Origin of the sequence: Streptomyces sp. NBC_01198 (genome assembly GCF_036010485.1) — a bacterium.
In the GTDB taxonomy this organism is placed as follows: Bacteria; Actinomycetota; Actinomycetes; order Streptomycetales; family Streptomycetaceae; genus Actinacidiphila.
This window is the reverse complement of sequence record NZ_CP108568.1, coordinates 1998805-2017121: the sequence shown is the minus strand read 5'-3', so window position 1 is coordinate 2017121 and position 18317 is coordinate 1998805. Positions and strand designations below refer to the sequence as shown.

At 72.9% G+C, this 18317-nt stretch carries 12 protein-coding genes; 5 read left to right on the top strand and 7 right to left on the bottom strand.

Annotated features, from left to right (window positions below):
• Window positions 1-146 precede the first annotated feature (146 nt).
• Window positions 147-437 (bottom strand): HPr family phosphocarrier protein, encoded by a 291-nt coding sequence (locus OG702_RS09035; RefSeq protein WP_327288324.1) that lies wholly within the window; start codon window positions 435-437, stop codon window positions 147-149.
• 151 nt (window positions 438-588) lie between these two features.
• Between OG702_RS09035 and OG702_RS09030 the strand changes: the two genes are divergently transcribed.
• From OG702_RS09030 to OG702_RS09015, 4 genes are all read left to right on the top strand, one after another.
• Window positions 589-3414: a bifunctional acetate--CoA ligase family protein/GNAT family N-acetyltransferase gene (locus OG702_RS09030; RefSeq protein WP_327288323.1), complete on the top strand. Its 2826-nt coding sequence runs from the start codon at window positions 589-591 to the stop codon at window positions 3412-3414.
• A gap of 69 nt (window positions 3415-3483) precedes the next feature.
• Window positions 3484-4068, top strand: coding sequence for a DUF5998 family protein (locus OG702_RS09025; protein WP_033173900.1), 585 nt, complete (start codon window positions 3484-3486; stop codon window positions 4066-4068).
• Window positions 4068-5261: an alkaline phosphatase family protein gene (locus OG702_RS09020; RefSeq protein WP_327288322.1), complete on the top strand. Its 1194-nt coding sequence runs from the start codon at window positions 4068-4070 to the stop codon at window positions 5259-5261. Before OG702_RS09025 ends, OG702_RS09020 begins: the two co-directional genes overlap by 1 nt.
• Before the next feature lie 55 nt (window positions 5262-5316).
• Window positions 5317-5967 carry a thymidine kinase gene (locus tag OG702_RS09015; RefSeq protein ID WP_327288321.1) on the top strand — a complete coding sequence of 217 codons (651 nt, stop codon included), beginning with the start codon at window positions 5317-5319 and terminating at the stop codon, window positions 5965-5967.
• 45 nt (window positions 5968-6012) lie between these two features.
• Here OG702_RS09015 and OG702_RS09010 read toward each other — a convergent pair whose 3' ends face one another.
• The 6 genes from OG702_RS09010 to OG702_RS08985 all read right to left on the bottom strand — a co-directional run bounded on the left by OG702_RS09010 (window position 6013) and on the right by OG702_RS08985 (window position 17314).
• Entirely contained in the window at window positions 6013-9957 is a 3945-nt protein-coding gene (locus OG702_RS09010) for a glycosyl hydrolase family 28-related protein (protein WP_327288320.1), read from the bottom strand.
• A 142-nt stretch (window positions 9958-10099) separates the two neighbouring features.
• Entirely contained in the window at window positions 10100-13189 is a 3090-nt protein-coding gene (locus OG702_RS09005; protein WP_327288319.1) for an alpha-mannosidase, read from the bottom strand.
• A 36-nt stretch (window positions 13190-13225) separates the two neighbouring features.
• On the bottom strand, window positions 13226-14077 hold the full coding sequence (locus OG702_RS09000; protein WP_327288318.1) for an NAD-dependent epimerase/dehydratase family protein: 852 nt from the start codon (window positions 14075-14077) through the stop codon (window positions 13226-13228).
• Window positions 14077-14967, bottom strand: coding sequence for a carbohydrate ABC transporter permease (locus OG702_RS08995; RefSeq protein WP_327288317.1), 891 nt, complete (start codon window positions 14965-14967; stop codon window positions 14077-14079). Before OG702_RS08995 ends, OG702_RS09000 begins: the two co-directional genes overlap by 1 nt.
• Window positions 14964-15971 (bottom strand): carbohydrate ABC transporter permease, encoded by a 1008-nt coding sequence (locus OG702_RS08990; protein ID WP_327288316.1) that lies wholly within the window; start codon window positions 15969-15971, stop codon window positions 14964-14966. The genes OG702_RS08995 and OG702_RS08990 overlap by 4 nt, the downstream gene beginning before the upstream one ends.
• Window positions 15968-17314, bottom strand: coding sequence for an ABC transporter substrate-binding protein (locus OG702_RS08985; RefSeq protein ID WP_327288315.1), 1347 nt, complete (start codon window positions 17312-17314; stop codon window positions 15968-15970). The genes OG702_RS08990 and OG702_RS08985 overlap by 4 nt, the downstream gene beginning before the upstream one ends.
• Window positions 17315-17522: 208 nt before the next feature.
• On the opposite strand from OG702_RS08985, the gene OG702_RS08980 reads away from it, so the two are divergent.
• Window positions 17523-18305, top strand: coding sequence for an IclR family transcriptional regulator (locus tag OG702_RS08980; RefSeq protein WP_327288314.1), 783 nt, complete (start codon window positions 17523-17525; stop codon window positions 18303-18305).
• The last annotated feature ends 12 nt before the right edge of the window (window positions 18306-18317 follow it).

Here is an 18317-nt window from a genome sequence, read left to right as displayed (position 1 = left end):
TGAATTGCCGTCCGGGTATCGCCCCCGGCAATTGCAGAAAAGCGGGCCCCGGCAATCCCTGAGGACTGCGGGACCCGCTTGAATTCTGCACGCGCGCGCGGCGGGCGCCGGCCGCAAAGCGTGCGGCAGAGCCTGCCGGAAAACCGTCAGACGGTCTCGGGAAGCTCTTCGAGGCCTTCGGCGACCAGCTTCGCCAGCCGGTCGAGCGCGGTCGCCGCCTGCTGGGCGTCCTCGGCGTCCGAGGCCAGGACGACCTCCTCGCCGCCCCGGGCGCCCAGGCTCAGCACCGCGAGCATGGAGGCGGCGTTCACCGGGTCGCCGTCCGCCTTGGCGATGGTCACCGGCACCCCCGCGGCGGTCGCCGCGCGGACGAAGATGGACGCGGGGCGGGCGTGCAGGCCTTCCGCCCAGCCGACGTTGACGCGGCGCTCAACCATGGTGTTGCCCCTCAATGTGTGTCAGGTCTTCCAAGTTGTCTAGACCATTTTTGCACGGCTGGGGTGCTGCTCAGGCACCCCGGCGCGCTCGACCAAGACTGCCCCCTGCGCCTGCCCGCCGCGAGCCGGGCACGCCGCTTACGCTGGGCCCATGACCGACCAGCAGGACCTTCGGGACCCCGCGCGCCGGCCCTACCCCGTGCACTGGGAGGCCGACGTCGTGCTCCGCGACGGCGGCATCGCCCACATCCGGCCGATCGGCCCGGACGACGCCGGACGTCTCGTCGACTTCTACGAGCAGGTCTCCGACGAGTCGAAGTACTACCGCTTCTTCGCGCCCTACCCGCGGCTGTCCGACCGGGACGTGCACCGCTTCACCCACCACGACTACGACGACCGGGTGGGCCTGGCCGCCACCGTGGGCGGCGAGTTCATCGCCACCGTCCGCTACGACCGCACCGACGACAGCGGCCGGTCGGCCTCCGGCAGGAGCGGCACCCGCGCCGAGGTGGCCTTCCTGGTCCAGGACGCCCACCAGGGCCGCGGTGTGGCCTCCGCGCTGCTCGAACACATCGCCGCCGTCGCCCGCGAGCGGGGCATCCTGCACTTCACCGCGGAAGTGCTGCCCGCCAACCGCAAGATGGTCAAGGTCTTCACCGACGCCGGCTACACCCAGCAGCGCAGCTTCGCCGACGGGGTCGTCCACCTCGACCTGGACCTGGAGCCCACCACCGAGTCCGTGCAGGTCATGCGGTCCAGGGAGCACCGTGCCGAGGCCCGTTCCGTGCAGCGGCTGCTGCGGCCTGAGTCGGTCGCCGTGATCGGCACCGGGCGCCGTCCCGGCGGGGTCGGCCGCACCCTGCTCCGCAACATCGTCGCCGGCGGCTTCACCGGACGGCTCTACGCGGTCAACCACTCCTTCCCGCCCGGCGGCGCGCAGCTCGACGGCGTGCCCGGCCACCGCTCGGTGCGCGAGATCGCCGAGAGCGGCGGCAGCGTCGACCTCGCGGTGGTCGCCGTGCCGGCGGAGCGGGTGCCGCAGGCGGTCGCCGACTGCGGTGAGGCGGGAGTACGCGGCCTGGTGGTCATCGCGGCCGGCTACTCCGAGAGCGGGCCGGAGGGCAGGGAGCGCCAGCGCGAGCTGGTGCGGCAGGCCCGCAGCCACGGGATGCGGGTCATCGGTCCCAACGCCTTCGGCGTGCTCAACACCGCCCCCGGGGTGCGGCTCAACGCCTCGCTGTCGCCGGGGATGCCGCACCGCGGCAGGCTCGGCCTGTTCACCCAGTCCGGGTCGATCGGCATCGCGCTGCTGTCCGGGCTGCACCGGCGGGGCGCCGGGCCCTCCACCTTCGTCTCGGCCGGCAACCGCGCCGACGTCTCCGGCAACGACCTGCTGCAGTTCTGGCAGGACGACCCGGACACCGACGCGGTGCTGATGTATCTGGAGTCCTTCGGCAACCCGCGCAAATTCACCCGGCTCGCCCGGCGCACCGCCGCGGCCAAGCCTGTGGTGGTGGTCAAGGGCGCGCTGCACACCGGCTCGGTGCCCGCGGGGCACAGCGTGCCGGTCGCCCGCATCCCGGACAGCACGGTCGACGCGCTGTTCCGGCAGGCGGGGGTGATCCGGGTCGACACCGTCACCGAACTGCTCGACGCCGGGCTGTTCCTCTCCCTCCAGCCGCTGCCGGACGGCGACCGGGTCGCGATCCTCGGCAACTCCGAATCCCTCGGCCTGCTCACCTACGACGCCGCCCTCACCGCGGGCCTGCGCCCCGCCGCGCCGCTCGACCTCACCACCGCCGCGACCCCGGGCGACTTCGCCGGCGCACTGACCCGCGCGCTCGCCGACCCGGACACCGACGCGGTGGTGGTCACCGCGATCCCCCGGGTCGGCTCCGAGGAGCTGCCCGTCCCCGGCGCTGCGGGGTTCGGCCCGGCGCCCGACCCCGACCCGGACGCCGCTCGCGACATCGACCCCGAGGCCGGGGACGACCCGGCGCTCAGCGACGCCCTGCGGCGGGCGGCCGTCGGCGACAAGCCCGTGGTGGTGGCCCACCTCGCCCTGGACGCCTTCGCCGACCGGCTCTGCGCCCCCGGCGGACCGGGCACCCGGCTGCCGGCCTACCGCGCCCCCGACCGGGCCGTGCGCTCGCTCGCCGAGGCCGCCGGATACGCCGCCTGGCGGGCGGGCGCGGCGGAGCCCGGCCGGGTGCCGGAGTTCGACGACATCCAGGAGGCGGCGGCCGCCGAGGACGTACGGCTGCTGCTGCCCGACGGATCGCCGCCGGAGGGCGTCACGCTGTCCGACCCGGACGCGGCGACGCTGCTCGGCCGCTACGGCATCACGGTGCGCCGGGCGCTGCCCGCACCCGACCCGGACGCCGCGGTCGCCGCGGCCACGGCGCTGGGCTACCCGGTCGCGCTCAAGACCACCGCCGCGCACCTGCGGCACCGCGCCGACCTCGGCGGGGTGCGGCTCGACCTCGCCGACGAGAACGACCTGCGGCGGGCCTACGCCGAGCTCACCGCCCGGCTCGGCGGGCCCGCCGAGCTGATGCCGGTCGTCCAGGCGATGGCGCCGCGCGGCGTCGACACCGTCGTCCGCGCCGGCATGGACCCCGCCGCGGGGGCCGTCCTGTCCTTCGGCCTGGCCGGGCCCGCCTCCGAGCTGCTCGGCGACATCGCCCACCGGATCGTCCCGGCCACCGACCGGGACGTGGCGGAGCTGGTCCGCTCCATCAGGGCGGCGCCCCTGCTGTTCGGCTGGCACGGGGCCGAGCCGGTCGACACCGGGGCGCTGGAGGCGCTGCTCTCCCGGGTCTCGCTGCTGGCCGACGACCTCCCCGAGATCGTCGGGGTGTGGCTGGACCCGGTCGTCGTCTCCCCGCACGGGCTCACCGTCCTCGGCGCCGGCGTGCGGCTGGCCCCGCCGCCCGCCCGCACCGATCTCGGACCGCGCGCCCTCGCCTCCTTCTGACCCGGCGTTGTCCACAGGGGACTCACGCGCTGCCCGGTTGGGGGAGGGGACGCGACTAGGATGGGTCGCATGGCGAAGACCGGGACCACGACGCAGGGCCTGCGGACGGCGATCGAGCGCAGTGGCTACTATCCGACGCTCGTGTCGGAGGCCGTGGAGGCCGCGGTCGGGCAGGAACCGGTCGCGTCGTATCTCGTCCACCAGGAGACGACCTTCGACGCGAACGAGGTGCGGCGGCACGTCACCGTGCTGGTGCTCACCGAGGGACGCTTCATCGTCAGCCACACCGACGAGCAGGCCGCCGACGACACCTCGCCGACGCCGTACGCGACGACGTCCACGGAGTCGGTGAAGATCGGCCGGATCTCCTCGGTGGTGGTCAGCCGGGTGGTGGCCAATCCGGAGTCGTACACCCCTGGCACCCTGCCGCGTGAGGTCGTGCTGACGATCGGCTGGGGCGCGGTCTCCCGGCTCGACCTGGAGCCGGCCGCGTGCGGCGACCCGAACTGCGAGGCCGACCACGGATACACCGGCTCCTCCACCGCCGACGACCTGTCGCTGCGGGTGAGCGAGGCCGGCGACGGGCCGGACACCGTACGGCAGACCCTGGCCTTCGCGCAGGCGCTCTCCGAGGCGACCGCGGCCGTCGACTGATGGACCGTGGTTTTGGCGGTGGCGCCGATCCGGAGCCACTCGACCCGCGCAAGGCTCCCGTGCCCGACTACGGCAGCGCCGCGCTGTGCGACGTGATCCCCGCCGCGGTGGCGGGCTTCGGCATTCCCGGCATGCCCGGCACCGGGCTCGAACTGGCCCCGGCCGACCGGGTGTGCGTCTTCCTGGTGGACGGCCTCGGCTGGGAGCTGATCGGGCGGCACCCGGAGGAGGCGCCGTATCTGTGCTCGCTGCTGCCGTCGTCGCTGGGCGGCACCGGCCGCCCGCTGACCGCGGGTTTCCCGGCGACCACCGCGACCTCGCTGGCCTCGGTCGGCACCGGGCTGCCGCCGGGGGCGCACGGCCTGGCCGGCTACACCACGCTCAACCCGGATACCGGCGCCCTGATGAACCAGCTGCGCTGGCAGCCCTGGACCCCGCCCGCGGTCTGGCAGCCGTATCCGACCGTCTTCCAGCTGGCCGACGCCGCCGGGATCGCGACCTGCCAGGTGTCCTCGCCCACCTTCCAGAACACCCCGCTGACCAAGGTCGCGCTGTCCGGCGGGGCCTTCCACGGGCGGCTGACCGGCGAGGAGCGGGTCGACCTGGCCGCGGACCGGCTGGGCGCGGCGGACCGGACGCTGGTGTACACGTACTACAGCGAGCTGGACGGGATGGGCCACCGGCACGGCGTGGACTCCGACGCGTGGCGCGGCCAGTTGATGATGGTGGACCGGCTGGCCCAGCGGCTGGCCGAGCAGCTGCCGCCGCGTGCGGTGCTCTACGTGACCGCCGACCACGGCATGATCGACATCCCCTTCGACGAGGAGTCGCGGATCGACTTCGACGAGGACTGGGAGCTGCGGGCCGGGGTCGCGGTGCTCGGCGGCGAGGGCCGGGCGCGGCACGTCTACGCGGTGCCGGGCGCCGCGGCCGATGTGCACGCGGTGTGGAGCGAGGTGCTGGGGGACCGGATGTGGGTGGCGAGCCGGGCGGAGGCGGTCGAGGCCGGCTGGTTCGGGCCGGACCCGGAACCCCGGGTGCTGGCCAGGATCGGCGACGTGGTCGCCGCCGCGTGCGACGACGTCGCGGTCACCGCCGGCCGCACCGAGCCGGGGGAGTCCCGGATGACCGGTCTGCACGGCTCGATGACCCCCGTCGAGCAACTCGTGCCGCTGCTCGAAGTACGCTCCTGACGTCGCTCGCCCCCCACCCGTCCCAGGTCCCCGTCGAAAGGCCGCCGTCCCACCCATGTCCGAGCTGGTCTTCTTCTCCGGAACGATGGACTGCGGCAAGAGCACTCTCGCCCTGCAGATCGTCCACAACCGCACCTCGCGCGGACTGCAGGCGGTGATCTTCACCCGCGACGACCGGGCGGGCGAGGGCAAGCTGTCGTCGCGGCTCGGCCTGGTCACCGACGCGGTCGAGGTCACCGACGGCATGGACCTCTACGGCCATCTGGTCGCGCTGATAAGCCGCGGCGGCCGGGTGGACTACGCGGTCGTGGACGAGGCGCAGTTCCTGGCGCCCGACCAGATCGACCAGCTGGCCCGGGCGGTGGACGAACTCGAGGTCGACGTCTACGCGTTCGGTATCACCACCGACTTCCGCACCCGGCTCTTCCCCGGCTCCCAGCGGCTCATCGAACTCGCCGACCGCGTCGAGGCGTTGCAGGTCGAGGCGCTGTGCTGGTGCGGTGTGCGGGCGACCCACAACGCCCGCACCGTGGGCGGGGTGATGGTCGTGGAGGGCGCGCAGGTGGTGATCGGGGACGTGGACGACCAGTCGGCCGAGGTGGGTTACGAGGTGCTGTGCCGCCGCCACCACCTGCGCCGGACGACCAGCGCGACCGCGGGCGCCGGTGCGCTGTCGCCCGACGTGCTGCCGGTGACGCCGTCCTGAGGCGGGCCCGGGCGGCCGTGGAGGCCGCCCGGGCCCGCTCGCCGGTCAGCCCGCCGAGGCGGGGCCGAACCGGGCGACGACCGTACGGTCGGCCGTCACCGGGACGCTGACCGCCGGCGCGGCGCTGCCGAGGTCGGTGCCCTCCAGCGTCCAGCCGATCAGCCGGAAGCCGCGGGCCGGGACTGCGGTCACCGTCACGGTGTCGCCCTTCTCGTAGCGGCCGGGCTCCGTCGCGTTGCCGGTGACGCGGACCGTGCCGTCGGTCGCCGGGTCGGCGGTCGCCGTCACGGACTGCTGCACGATGTTGATCGCCATGATGTTGTACAGCTTCGCCGGGCCGGTGGACGTGGTGCCGTTGTACCGGAGCAGGTTGACCACCCGCACGTCGGCGGTCGGTCCGGCCTTGACGGTGTAACCGCCGTCGCCGAGGTTGTCCGTGCCGAGGTTGGCGGCGTGGACGCTACCGGAGTCGACGGTGAGGCCGTTGTGCATGCCGTAGCCGAAGACGTCGAGGACCGCCAGGTCCCGGGCCCCCTCGACATGCACCAGGTCGGTGTTCTTGCGGGTGTAGCCGTCGATGGTCTGGGCGAACAGGTTGCTGCCCAGGCCCCAGTTCGGCAGGTCGAAGCCGGTCCTGTTCACCGCGTTGCCGTTGCTGAGGACGCCGTCGATCGAGCCGTGGTCGGCGGCGCCGACCGTGATGCCCCGGTTGAGGAAGACCCCGCCGACCTTGTGCACCACGAAGCCGTCGTTGCGGTCCGAGGTCAGGTCGATGCCGTTCCAGGTGTTGGTCATCGTGACGTCGACGACGTAACTGCCGCGGCCGGCGCTCCTGATGGCGTACGGGTAGGGGACGTAGCCGGTGCCCGGGTTGTTCTCCGGGTGGAAGACCCGCAGCCCGCGCACCCCGGCGTGGTCGCCGGACAGGGTGACCAGCGCGGTGGCGGTGGCGGGGTCGGCGGTGTTCCGGCCCTCGTAGGCGAACAGCACGGTGCCGCCGCTGTCGCCGCTCTCGTCGCGGTTCGGGGAGGCCGCTGCACCCCGCAGCTCGACACCGGCCGGGACCTTCAGATGGGTCCCGACGCGATACCAGCCCGCGGGCAGGTAGACGGTGCCGCCGCCCTGGGCGCCGGCCCGGTCGAGCAGGTGCTGGAGCGCCGCCGTGGCGTCCGCCGCCGGGAGGTAGCCCACGCCGTGCGGGACGGCGCCGGCCACGTAGAGCGTCTGCCGCTGCGGTACGGGGTCGGCGGCCGGGGCGGCCGGCGACGGGACGGGGCCGGCGAACTTCACGACGGTGCCCGAGGTGGGGCCGTCGAGCGTGGTGCCGGTGACCTTCACGTAGCCCGCCGAGGCGTTGCGGACCGACGCGGTGCTGCCCTGCAGGGTGCCGCCGGCCAGCGACATGCCCCAGCGGCTGTCGATGTCGTCCACCTGCAGCGCGACATCGGTACGGACCACCGTGGTGCGCACGAACGCCCCGACGAACGCCGCCCGCTGGCCCTTCACCACCTGGATGCCCAGGTGGAGGTCGGACAGCGAGATGCCGGAGAACTGGTCCCATTCCAGGTCGCCGAGCACCAGCCCGGTGCCGTGCGCCCGGGTCCAGCGGTCCAGGGCGGCCCGCTGCGGCGGCTTGTACGCCGAAGGCGCCTTCGCCCAGTAGGAGTTGGAGAAGGTGATGTCGTTCCAGGTGCCGACGTCCGAGCCGTTGAAGGCGGTGACACCGTCGGACAGCACCGTGCCCTTGACGTCGTCGACGGTCGCCGACTCGTGCACCTGGCCCTGCACCGCGGGACGGCCGCGGTCGTCGGCCTTGGTGGAGACGCCGATGCCCTTGTAGGAGTTGAGCATCGTGACGTGCGAGACCGTCCCCATCATGAAGTTGGCGTCGCTCTGCCAGGCCGAGCCCGGGATCTCGAAGGTGTAGTCGTACGGCACCGGGTCGGTGGCGCTCTGCCGCGGGTAGTACGTGGTCAGACCCTGCACCGAGGCGCTGCCGCCGATCCGGAAGAGCACCGGGCCGTCGGCGCCGGCCGGCAGGTCGGCGCTGATCACCGTTCCGTACGAGCCGGAGCCGTGGTCCGGGTCGCGCCGGGCGCCGCGCAGCGAGCAGAAGGCCGGGACCTCCACGGTGCCGGTGAACCGGTAGGTGCCGGCGCCCAGCCACACCGTGCCACCGCCCGCGTCCTGGCAGCCGTAGAGCGCCGCCTGTACGGCCGCGGTCGCGTCCTTGCGGCCGGTGGCGTCGGCGCCGTAGTCGCGCGCGTCGAAGTCGGCGATCACCGGGTCGGCGGTGGGGTAACGGGTGTGGACGAGCACCGGCTTCGGGGTGACCGCGTGCCGCAGGTGCACCTCCAGATCCGCGAGCGCCACCTTTTCGGCGCCGGGCGCGTAACCGGTGACCACCAGGCGCACCCAGCGTGCGGTGGTGGCGGGGAAGGCCGTGCTGGTCACCGAGCCGGAGCCGGTGCTGCCGTTGCGTCCCACGTCACGGAAGTGCGTGCCGTCGGCGGAGACCTGGACGGTGTAGTCCCAGGCGAGGGCGCCCTGCCAGGTGGCCTGGACCTGGTCGAGGCGCTTGGCGGCGCCGAGGTCCAGGGTGAAGGTCTCACCCTTGCCCGCGTCGCCGCTGACCCAGGCGGTGCCGCCGTCGAGGTCGATCGCCGCGCGGGCCGAGGAGCCGGCCGCCGTGCTCGACGCCGAGGCGGTGCCCAGGTGCGCCAGGTCGGTGGTGACGGCCAGCGCGTGGAAGGTGTCCAGCGCGGTGCTCAGCGCGTGGAAGGCGGCGCGCGCCTGCTCGTCGGTGACGCCGGTGCCGTTCGCGACCGGACGGGCCGCGTCCGCGGCCTGCTTGAGCGCGTCCTTGGCGCCCGCCGGGTACTGCCCGTCGCGGGTGCCCTCGCGGGCCGCCAGGTAGGCCAGGTCGGCCTGCGCGACCAGCTGCTTCAGGCCGGTCGTCGGGTCGAGCGCGGTCGGCAGCGCGGTCACCGAGACCCGGGCGACCTTCAGCTCGCCGGCGCCGCCGCCGGTGGTGATGCGGAAGTCGGAGCCGTTGGAGCGGTTGGTGAGGATGGCGTCGTCCAGCAGGAAGGTGTGGGTCTTCCAGGTCCCCGAGTCGCCGTAGGTGAAGACCGGCGACTGCTTGAACATCTGCGGGATGGTGTCGCCCGGGGAGTCGTATTCGAGCTGGATCGACCCGTTGCCCTGGTCGAGGTAGTCGATGCTGACGGCGACCGGGTCGCGGTTGTCGTAGAGCGTGGCGTCGTCGGCGTTCATGTAGAAGAAGCCGGTCTCCGCGCCGGGGGTGCCGCGGTCGGTGCCCCAGTAGCCGCGGCCGTCCTGCACGCCGGTGACCAGGTGGGTGTCGTTGTCGCCGGCCCGCGGGGTGATGCCACGGGAGTCGACGGCGGCGCCGAGGACGACCGACAGGCCCGCGGCCACCCGGATCGAGGAGAGCGTGACGTCGGCGGGCGCGTCACCGTCGACGCCGGATATCCGCAGCTGGCGCCCGGCGGAGAAGTCCGCGGGAACGGTGAACGCCTCGGTCCTGAACGCCCCGGAGTCGCCGAGCGCGACGCTGCCCAGCACCTCGCCCGCGCCCCGGGTCAGCCGCAGGGTGCCGCCGCCGGAGTCCTGGTAGGTGACGCCCACGGTCAGCTGATCGGCCGTCACCGCGTCGGTGTACTCCTGGTCGAGGTCGAAGGCCAGGTAGCCGGTGCCGGCCGCGACGTCGGTCCGCCAGTACGGCGTGCCGTCCTGCGTCCCGGTGCGCAGGCCGCCGGTGTCGTCCCCGGCGGTCGCGGTCAGGCCGAGGGTGAAGGGCTGGGGGCCGAGGTCGGCGCCGACCCCCAGCGGGTAGAGCGACGGCGCGGCGGCCGACGCCGGCAGCGAGGCCGGCAGCAGCAGCGCGACGGCGGTGAGCAGCAGCAGGGCGGGCGCACGCAGCAGCGCCCGGATGCGGATTCCTCCGCGGATTCCTCTGGGTGGCACGGACAACCTCCGAAGATCACGATGGGACGTGCGGGTCAGGGGTCGTGCGAGAGTGCCGCCCGCCGGGGGGGGCAGGCGGGCGGGCCGTGCCGCCCGCACCGCCGGGGCGGTGCGGGCGGCACGGTTCCGGCCGCGTCCGGGGTCAGGTCCGGCGCAGCCGGAGCGTGAGGATCTGGAACGGGCGCAGGTCGAGCGGCAGCGCGCCGCCGGGCTCCGCGTCGAGCCGGTCCACCGGGTTCTCCAGCAGATCGGTGATCTCCGCGCCGGCCACCGCGAAGTCGGCCCGCAGCGTGCCGCGGGCGGTGCCGCCGCGCGACTCGTACAACCGCACCACGACGTCGCCCGACCGGTCGTCGGCGAGCTTGACGGTCTCCACCGTGATGTCCGGGTTGTCCACGGTGATCAGCGCCGCCCCGCCGGCCGGCGCCGCGGCCGCCGGGCGCAGCGGCAGGTTGAGCGCGTAGCCCGCGGCGACGGCGTCGCCGATGCCCGCGCCGACCACCAGCGCGTAGCAGAACCGGTGCCGGCCGCGGTCGGCCTGCGGGTCGGGGCTGTGCGGGGAGCGCAGCAGCGAGAGCCGCAGGGTGGTCGTGGTGCCGCCGTCGTCGCGGGTGTGCCGGGACACGTCGTGGCCGTAGGTCGAGTCGTTGACGACCGCCGCGCCCCAGCCGTGCTCGCCGATGTGCACCCAGCGGTGCGCCCACAGCTCGAAACGGGCCGCGTCCCAGCTGGTGTTCTCGTGGGTGGGGCGCCGTACGTGCCCGAACTGGATCTCCGCGCTCTCGGTGTCGGCGTGCACGTTGACCGGCCACGCGGCCTTGAGCAGGGTGTCGCGCTCCTGCCAGTCGATGTCGGTCCTGACGGTGAGCCGGGGGCTGCCCGCGGTCAGTTCCAGGTGCTGCACCAGGTGCGAGGCGCCGAAGGCGCGCTCCACCCGCACCGAGGCCAGCAGCGGCCCCGACTCGGCCAGCCGCACCGACACCGCCTCGTCGAGGTCCCTGACGGTGTCCCGGTAGTAGCCGTCGATGTTCCAGGCGCTCCACAGGTTCGGGTCGTCGGGGTGCAGTTGCAGCAGGTTGCCGGCGCCGCCCGGCGCGATGGCCTCCCGGCGGGCCCGCAGGTCGAGGATCGAGCGCACCAGCCCGGCGGCGTCGATCCGCACCCGCAGCACCCCGTTGTCCAGCACGGTGGTGCCGTCCTCGGTGCTCGCGGTGACCGGCGGCAGCCCGGACTCCACCGCCCGGCCGGTGCCGAGCGGCGGCGCCTCCACCAGGACCGCCTGCCGCCCGTCGCCGAGGCGCTGGCCGCCCTCGGCCGCCACGCCGGCCGGCAGTACGGTCACCTCGCGGCGGGCGTAGGGCCCGGCGTTGAAGAAGGCCAGACCCTCACCGCCGTCCAGCGCCGTACCGATCACCTCGGCCAGCTCGGCCTGCAGTTCGGCGTGCACCGCCTCGGCCTCCTGGTGCACCCAGGCGATCGAGGAGCCGGGCAGGATGTCGTGGAACTGGTGCAGCAGCACCCGCTGCCAGATCGACTCCAGCCGCTCGTACGGATAGGGCGCGCCACGGCGTACCGCCGCGGCCACCGACCACAGCTCGGCCTCCCGCAGCAGCGCCTCGGCCCGCCGGTTGCCCTGCTTGGTGCGGGCCTGGCTGGTGTACGTGCCGCGGTGGTTCTCCAGGTACAGCTCGCCGCGCCAGACCGGCAGCCGGTCGTATTCGGCGCGGGCCGCCGCGAAGAAGTCCGCCGGGTCGCCGACCTCGACGCGGGTGGAGCCCTCCAGGTTGCGCAGCCTGCGGGCCTTCTCCAGCATCTCCCGGGTCGGGCCGCCGCCGCCGTCGCCGAAGCCGAAGGGGGCCAGCGAGCGGGTGGCCGCGCCCTTGTCGGCGAAGTTGTTCTCGGCGTGCGCCAGTTCGGCGCCGGTCAGGCTGGCGTTGTAGGTGTCGACCGGCGGGAAGTGGGTGAAGATCCGGGTGCCGTCGATGCCCTCCCAGTCGAAGGTGTGGTGCGGCAGCCGGTTGGTCTCGTTCCACGACAGCTTCTGGGTGAGGAACCAGCTCGCCCCGGCCAGCCTGGCCAGCTGCGGGTAGGCGGCGGTGTAGCCGAAGGAGTCCGGCAGCCACACCCCCTCCTGGGTGATGCCGAACTCCTCAGCGAAGAAGCGGCGGCCGAAGACCAGCTGCCTGGCCAGTGCCTCACCGCCGGGCAGATTGCCGTCGGCCTCCACCCACATGCCCCCGACCGGCGCCCAGTTGCCCTCGCTCACCGCTTTCTTGATCCGCTCGAAGATCTCCGGGCGGCGGTCCTTGATCCACGCGTACTGCTGCGCGGAGGAGCAGGCGAAGACCAGTTCCGGGTACTCCTCGGCGAGGGTGGTCATGTTGGTGAAGGTGCGGGCGCACTTGCGTACCGTCTCCCGGATCGGCCACAGCCACGCCGAGTCGATGTGGGCGTGGCCCACCGCGGTGACGGTGTGGGCCGAGGCGTACGCGGGCCTGGACAGCACGTCGGCGAGCTCGTCGCGGGCGGCCTGCGCGGTGCCGGCCACGTCCGTGACGTCGACCGCGTCGATCGCCCGGGCCAGCGCCCGCAGGATCTCGTGCCGGCGCGAACCGCCCACCGGCAGCTGCCGCATCAGCTCGTCGAGCACCTCGATGTCGTGCACCAGGTGCCACACCGCGTCCTCGCGGACCGCGAGGTGCGCGGCTCGCAGCTGGTAGAGGTGGTCGGTGCCGGCGGTCTGCCGGGAGCCGAAGTGGGTGCCGACCGACTTGGCGCCCTCGATCATCGGGTTGGCGGCCAGCTCCACCAGCAGGTCCACCGGCTCACCGCCGGCCGCCGGTTCGGCGAGCAGCACGCTGCGGTGGTGCGGGTGCAGCCCCTGGACGGGCGAGCCCGCGGCGTCGTGCACGAATCCCTCGGCCTGGCCGCCGGGGCCCATGGACAGGTCGAAGCCCAGGTCGAAGACCGCCTCGACCCGCCGCCCGGCCCACTCCCGCGGGATGTTGCCGGTGACCTTGAGCCAGCTGGTCGACCAGGGCCCGCCCCAGGTGTCGCCGATCGCCATGGGGGCGTAGGACGCCGCCAGGGCGTCGGCCACCGGGACGGGTTCGCCGGGGACGTGCCAGGCGGCGAGGCCCAGGTCCACGGTGTCTCCGTAGAGTGCGGGTCTGACCACCTGGGCCAGGAATTTGGTGATCCGCTCTTCGACGATGTGCCGGTCGTCATGCACTGGTGTGGTCTTTCTGGCCGGGGGACGCAGGGGACATCAACTCGCTCCTCGGGGAGTACGCCAGGTGCGCCGGGGGACGAACCCCAGCAGATCGGTGCAGGCGGTGGTGTCGAACAGGCTGCCGTGCCCGGTGACCGAGGGCGGTACGGGCACGCCGGGGTGGTGGGCGGCCATCAGTTCGGCGGACGGCACGGTGGACGTGGTGTCGGCCGCCGTCACGTTGATGACCCGGGAGCCGCGGCTGTCGCCCTCGAGCGCGAGCCGGATCGCGTGCGCCGCGTCGAGGGTGTGCAGCCAGCCCCACAGGTCGTGCCGCTGGGCTGCGGGGTCCGCGGCGCAGGTGGCGAGGAAGTGGTCGAGGCGCTCGCCGGCGCCGGTGAAGGGGAAGCGCATGCACACCGAGTCGAGCCCCCAGCGCCGGTGCGCCGCCGCCGCGACCTCCTCAAGGACCACCTTGGACAGCCCGTAGGGGTCGCGGACCAGGCTCGGGTGCGCCTCGTCCAGCGGTACGTACGCCGGTGAGACCGGCACCGGCGACCAGGCGAGGCCGGCCGCCGCCATGCTGGAGGCGGCGACCACCCTTCGCGCCCCGGCCGCGCCGGCCTCGTCGAAGACCCGGTACGCGGTGTGGCAGTTGGCGGCGAACATCGCGCTGGGGTCGTCCACGTTGGGGTGCGGGATCGCCCCCAGGTGCACCACAGCCTCGACGCCGTCCACGGCCTTGCGCACCAGGTCGGGGTCCTGCAGGTCGCCGGTGTGCACCCGTTGGGCCCGCGGTTCGTCGATCGGGGTCAGGTCGGTCAGCACCAGCCGGTGCCCGGCCGCCAGCAGCTCTTCCGTGACATGGCCGCCGATGTGCCCGGCGGCCCCCGTCACCAGGATCCGCATCAGCCCTTCACCGCCCCGGTCAGGCCGTTGACGAAGTAGCGCTGCAGGCTCAGGAAGAGCAGGATCACCGGCACCACCACGATCAGCGCGCCGGCCATCAGGTCGTTGTAGTGCGGCACGTTCTGCGCCGCGAGGGTCTGCAGGCCCACCGGCAGGGTGTACGTGCTCTCGCTGTTCAGCGACACCCGGGTCAGCAGGTACTCGTTCCAGGTGGGGATCGCGGTGATCAGCGCCACCGTGATCAGCGCAGGCCGGGTCAGCGGCAGGTAGATGCGGGTGAAGATGTGGAACTCGTTGGCGCCGTCCACCCGCGCCGACTCCCGCAGCTCCTTGGGCACCGAGGAGAAGGCCCCGGTCATCAGCAGCACCGACAGCGGCGCCCCGCCGTTGACGAAGGGCAGCACCAGGCCGATATGGGTGCCCAGGATGCCCATCTTGTTCTCCAGCAGCACGATCGGCAGCATCACCGTCACACCGGGGACGAAGAGCAGCGCCACGAAGAGCTTCTGCAGCGCCCCGCGGCCGGGGAAGTCCAGCACCGCGAAGGCGTAGCCGGCGGCCGCGTAGACCACCAGCGTCAGCACCACGGTCAGCGCGGAGACCTCCAGGCTGTTCATGAAGTAGCGGAAGAAGTGCAGCTGGTTCCAGGTGTTGGCCAGCGTGTCGAAGGTCGGGTGCTGCGGGATGAGATGGCCGCCGCGCACCACCTCGATCTGGTTCTTGAACGCGGCGGAGACCATCCACAAGAAGGGGTAGACGCTGATCACGCCGTACAGCGCGAGCAGGCCGCCCACCAGCACCCGGGCGCTGATCCTGCGGGCGCGGACCGCTGCGGTGCCGGTGGCGCCGGGCGTGCGCGAGGGCCGCGGGGCGAGGGGAATCGTTGTCATGTTCTGCTCCGCATGACTCGCAGGTTGATCAGCGCGATGACCAGCGCGGCGGCGAAGAGGATCCAGCCCAGCGCGCTGGCGAGCCCGAGGGTCGGCGCGAGGTCCTTGAGGAAGGCCAGCCGGTAGGCCTCAAGGCCCAGCACGTTGGTGTGGTCGCCCGGGCCGCCGTTGGTCATCACCAGGAAGGTCTGGAAGCCCTGCAGCGAGTCGCGCAGGTTGAGCAGCACCACGATCGAGGTGATCGGCCGCACCAGCGGCCACACCACCGAGACGTTGGTGCGCCACCAGCCGGCGCCGTCCAGCTGCGAGGCTTCCAGCACGCTGCGGTCGATGCCCTGCAGGCCCGTCAGGTAGAGCAGCATCGCCACCGGCACCGCACCCCACACGGTGACCACGATCATGGTGGGCAGCGCGGTGCTGGGGTTGCCGAGCCAGCCCTGCGGCTGGGACAGCGAGCCCATGCCGAGGCTGCCGAGCACGCTGTTGACCGCGCCGTCCGGCTGCAGGATGTACTGCCAGGCGAAGAAGACCGCGATGCCGCTGGTCACGTAGGGCACGAAGTAGACCGAGCGCAGCACGTCCTGCATCCGCTTGGCCGAGTTGAGCAGCACCGCGAGCGGGAAGGACACCAGCACGGTCAGCAGCGGGACGGCGACCATCACGTACAGCGTGTGGATCGCCGCGTGGTGCAGCCGCGGTGCGTAGGCCGGGTTCTGCCAGAGCAGGTCCTTGTAGTTCTGCAGGCCCACCCAGTCCCAGTGCGGCGCGAAGCCGTTCCACCGGGCGAAGCTCAGCAGGAAGCCGTAGCCGACCGTGTACAGGCCCATGACCGCGAAGAGGATCACGGCGGGGGCGACGAAGAGATAGCCGGAGATTGCCTCGTAGCTGCGGCGGCGCAGGACGCGCCGGCCGCCGTCGGGGTCGGCCGTTCCCGCCGGCCGGGGAGCGGGTCCCCGGCCGGCGGCGGCCGTCTCCGTCAGTGCGGGACGGGGTGCGGTGGTCACTTCGACGTCGCCCAGAAGGAGTTGTTGAGCTTGGCCATGGCCTTGCCGGTGGTCGAGACGTCCTTCTGCTTGAGCGGGGTGAGGTCGGCCAGGATCTCCGCCATCGAGTCCTGGTCGTAGCTCCCCGGGCGGAAGTCGTTGACGCTCGGGTCGTAGGTGTTCTCCGGGGTGCCGGCGAAGGCCTTGGTCATGTCGGCCAGCGTCGCGCCCATCACCGATGCGGCGTCCGCGCCCAGTTCGGTGGAGGGCACCTCGGTGGCGTCCTTGGCGAACTTCGAGGCCACGTCGGGCTGCGCCAGGAACTTCATCCACTTCTCGGCGTTCTCCGGGTGGCTGCTGGTCCCCGACACCGCCAGGCCGGTGAGGGCCAGCGGGGCGAGGGCCGGCTTGGGCACCGCGCCGGCCGCCGGGCCGGGGATGCCGAAGGCCATCACGTCCTCGGGGTTCATGCCGTTCTGCTGGAGGAAGGCCAGCGTGAAGGTGCCGCCGATGTCCCAGGCGGACTTGCCCTGGGCGAAGGCCTGGTCGGCCGCGTCGATGTCCAGGCTCTGGGTGCCGGGCATCCAGTACGGCTGCATCTGCGCGTATTCGCCGAGCACCTTCTGGCCGTTGGCCGAGGAGAAGTCGGCGGCGGCGTCCTGGCCCCACAGCGCCTGGTAGCTCGTCTTGCCCAGCTGGCCGAAGGCCAGCGGCTGGAGCACCCAGGTCAGGCCGGTGGCCTTGACCTTCAGGCCGAGGCTGACCCCGCCGTTCTTCGGGTCCTTGTCGGTGGTGGCCTTCAGATCGGTGAGGAACTCCTCATAGGTGGCCGGGGGTTTGGTGACGCCCGCGGCGGCCAGCACCTTCTTGTTGCCCATCACGATGCCGAAGGTGCCCGAGGTCAGCGGGACGCTGAAGCGCTGGCCCTGCTTGACGCCGTGCGACTTGGAGTCGGCGGGGATGGACTCCTTGTAGTGCGCGGGGGTCACCGTGCCCGAGGCCTGGACGCCCTTCTGGTACAGGCCGCTCCAGTCGGCGCCGACCTCCTTCGATATGTCGCGGGCGATGCCGGTGGCGCCGAGTGCGAAGTCCTCGCCGTCGGAGTGGACTTCGAGCACGTCGGGCAGGTCGTGGGTCTTCGCGGCCGCCTGGACCTTGGTGGTGTAGGCGTCGTCGGGACCGTAGGCCTGCACGGTGACCGTGATGCCGGTCTGCTTCTTGAACTCGGCCGCGGCGTTCTTCAGCGCCGCGACGTGCGACTGCTTGAAGGTCCACATCGTCAGCGACTTGGCGTCCCCTGAACCCGAAGACCCTCCGCCGCAGGCGGCCAGCGGGGTCAGCGACAGGACCGTCGCCACCGCCACGGCGGCACATCTGGTTTTCGGGGTAAAACGTGCGAATGGTGTGCGCATGGGCCCCTACCTAGGCTTCGGTCGTTCAGAAGACCGAATGACGTTGGAGTGACTGAACTTAGGGTCGCGTTTGGTATAGCGTCAAGACGCGCGCTGAGGTGAGATGGGCTCAGCGCGGCCGTGTGGGCGAGGCGCGGGGAGCGGAGGATCAGTGGAATCGGTGGCAGAAGCGGCGCGCGGGCGGAAGCCCGACGAGGTGAAGTCCGCGGCTCGCGTCCTGGAGGTGCTCGAACTGCTGGGCGTGCGGGGCGCCCGGCTCTCGCTGGCGGAGATGGCCGCGGCCATGGCCGTGCCCAAGAGCAGCCTGCACGCGATCCTGCGGACCATGGAGGCCCGCAGATGGGTCGATCTCGACCCCTCGGGCACCCGGTACGGCATCGGGCTGAAGGCCCTTCTGACCGGCACGGCCTACCTGGAGGGCGACGACGTCACGAGCCTCGCCGGACCCGTGCTCGACGCGCTCGCCGAGGAGACCGGCGAGGCCGTGCACCTGGGCAGGCTGGACGGCACCCACGTCGTCTACCTGGCCAAACGCGAGTCGCGGCACGCCCTGCGGATGTATTCGGCGGTGGGCCGCAGGCTGCCGGCGCACGCCACGGGACTGGGCAAGGCGGTGCTCTCGCAGTTCGACCACGCGGAGGTCCAGCGCCGGCTGGACTGGCCGCTGGAGCGGCTGACCCCGAGCACCGTCACCGACCCGGACGCCTTCCTCGCCCAGCTGGCCGAGACCCGGCTGCGCGGCTGGGCGGTGGACGACGGTGAGAACTCGGTGGACATCCGCTGCGTGGCGGTGGCGCTCGGCGGCGGGCAGGGCATGGACGCGATCAGCTGCTCGGCGCCCGCGAGCCGGATGGACGACGCCCGGCTCGAAGAGGTCGCGCAGGCCGTCACCGAGGCCGCCCACAGCCTCAGCACCCTGCTCAAACGCCTCGGACAGCACTGACCTTGACGCCCC

Coding starts and splice junctions, on each gene's coding strand:
- OG702_RS09035 (WP_327288324.1), bottom strand. CDS start 437: ATGGTTGAGCGCCGCGTCAACGTCGGCTGGGCGGAAGGCCTGCACGCC.
- OG702_RS09030 (WP_327288323.1), top strand. CDS start 589: ATGACCGACCAGCAGGACCTTCGGGACCCCGCGCGCCGGCCCTACCCC.
- OG702_RS09025 (WP_033173900.1), top strand. CDS start 3,484: ATGGCGAAGACCGGGACCACGACGCAGGGCCTGCGGACGGCGATCGAG.
- OG702_RS09020 (WP_327288322.1), top strand. CDS start 4,068: ATGGACCGTGGTTTTGGCGGTGGCGCCGATCCGGAGCCACTCGACCCG.
- OG702_RS09015 (WP_327288321.1), top strand. CDS start 5,317: ATGTCCGAGCTGGTCTTCTTCTCCGGAACGATGGACTGCGGCAAGAGC.
- OG702_RS09000 (WP_327288318.1), bottom strand. CDS start 14,077: ATGCGGATCCTGGTGACGGGGGCCGCCGGGCACATCGGCGGCCATGTC.
- OG702_RS08995 (WP_327288317.1), bottom strand. CDS start 14,967: ATGACAACGATTCCCCTCGCCCCGCGGCCCTCGCGCACGCCCGGCGCC.